Source organism: Pseudoclavibacter sp. VKM Ac-2867, assembly GCF_015351275.1.
Lineage (GTDB): Bacteria > Actinomycetota > Actinomycetes > Actinomycetales > Microbacteriaceae > Pseudoclavibacter.
In genome coordinates this window covers 1-413 of record NZ_JADKSL010000046.1, presented here as the reverse complement: position 1 = coordinate 413, position 413 = coordinate 1, and the positions used below count along the sequence as shown (strand labels likewise).

Below are 413 nucleotides of genomic sequence, written 5' to 3'. Positions count from 1 at the left end.
CGATTCTTGAGAACTCAACAGCGTGCACTATGTCAAATGCCAATTTGATCCCGTGCCTCTTCCTTTGGAGGGGGTAAGGATTCCTTTTGGAAACATATTTGGACAATACAAGTCAGTACTGAACTTTCGGGTTTGGTGTTGTTTTGTTTTTTGTCAGTTTCAAACTTGTCATCGCACTTCGGTGTGGTGGCGTGATGTTTACCGGCGAGCCTTTGGGTTTGTTTGGTTGTTATTCATTTACGGAGAGTTTGATCCTGGCTCAGGACGAACGCTGGCGGCGTGCTTAACACATGCAAGTCGAACGATGAAGCCCAGCTTGCTGGGTGGATTAGTGGCGAACGGGTGAGTAACACGTGAGCAACGTGCCCATAACTCTGGGATAACCTCCGGAAACGGTGGCTAATACTGGATAT

General features: G+C 47.7%; 1 rRNA gene. It reads left to right on the top strand.

Going from position 1 to position 413, the window contains the following annotated elements:
* Positions 1–236: 236 nt before the first annotated feature.
* Positions 237–413: ribosomal RNA gene (locus ITJ67_RS19470) — 16S ribosomal RNA — on the top strand; the annotation flags it as partial.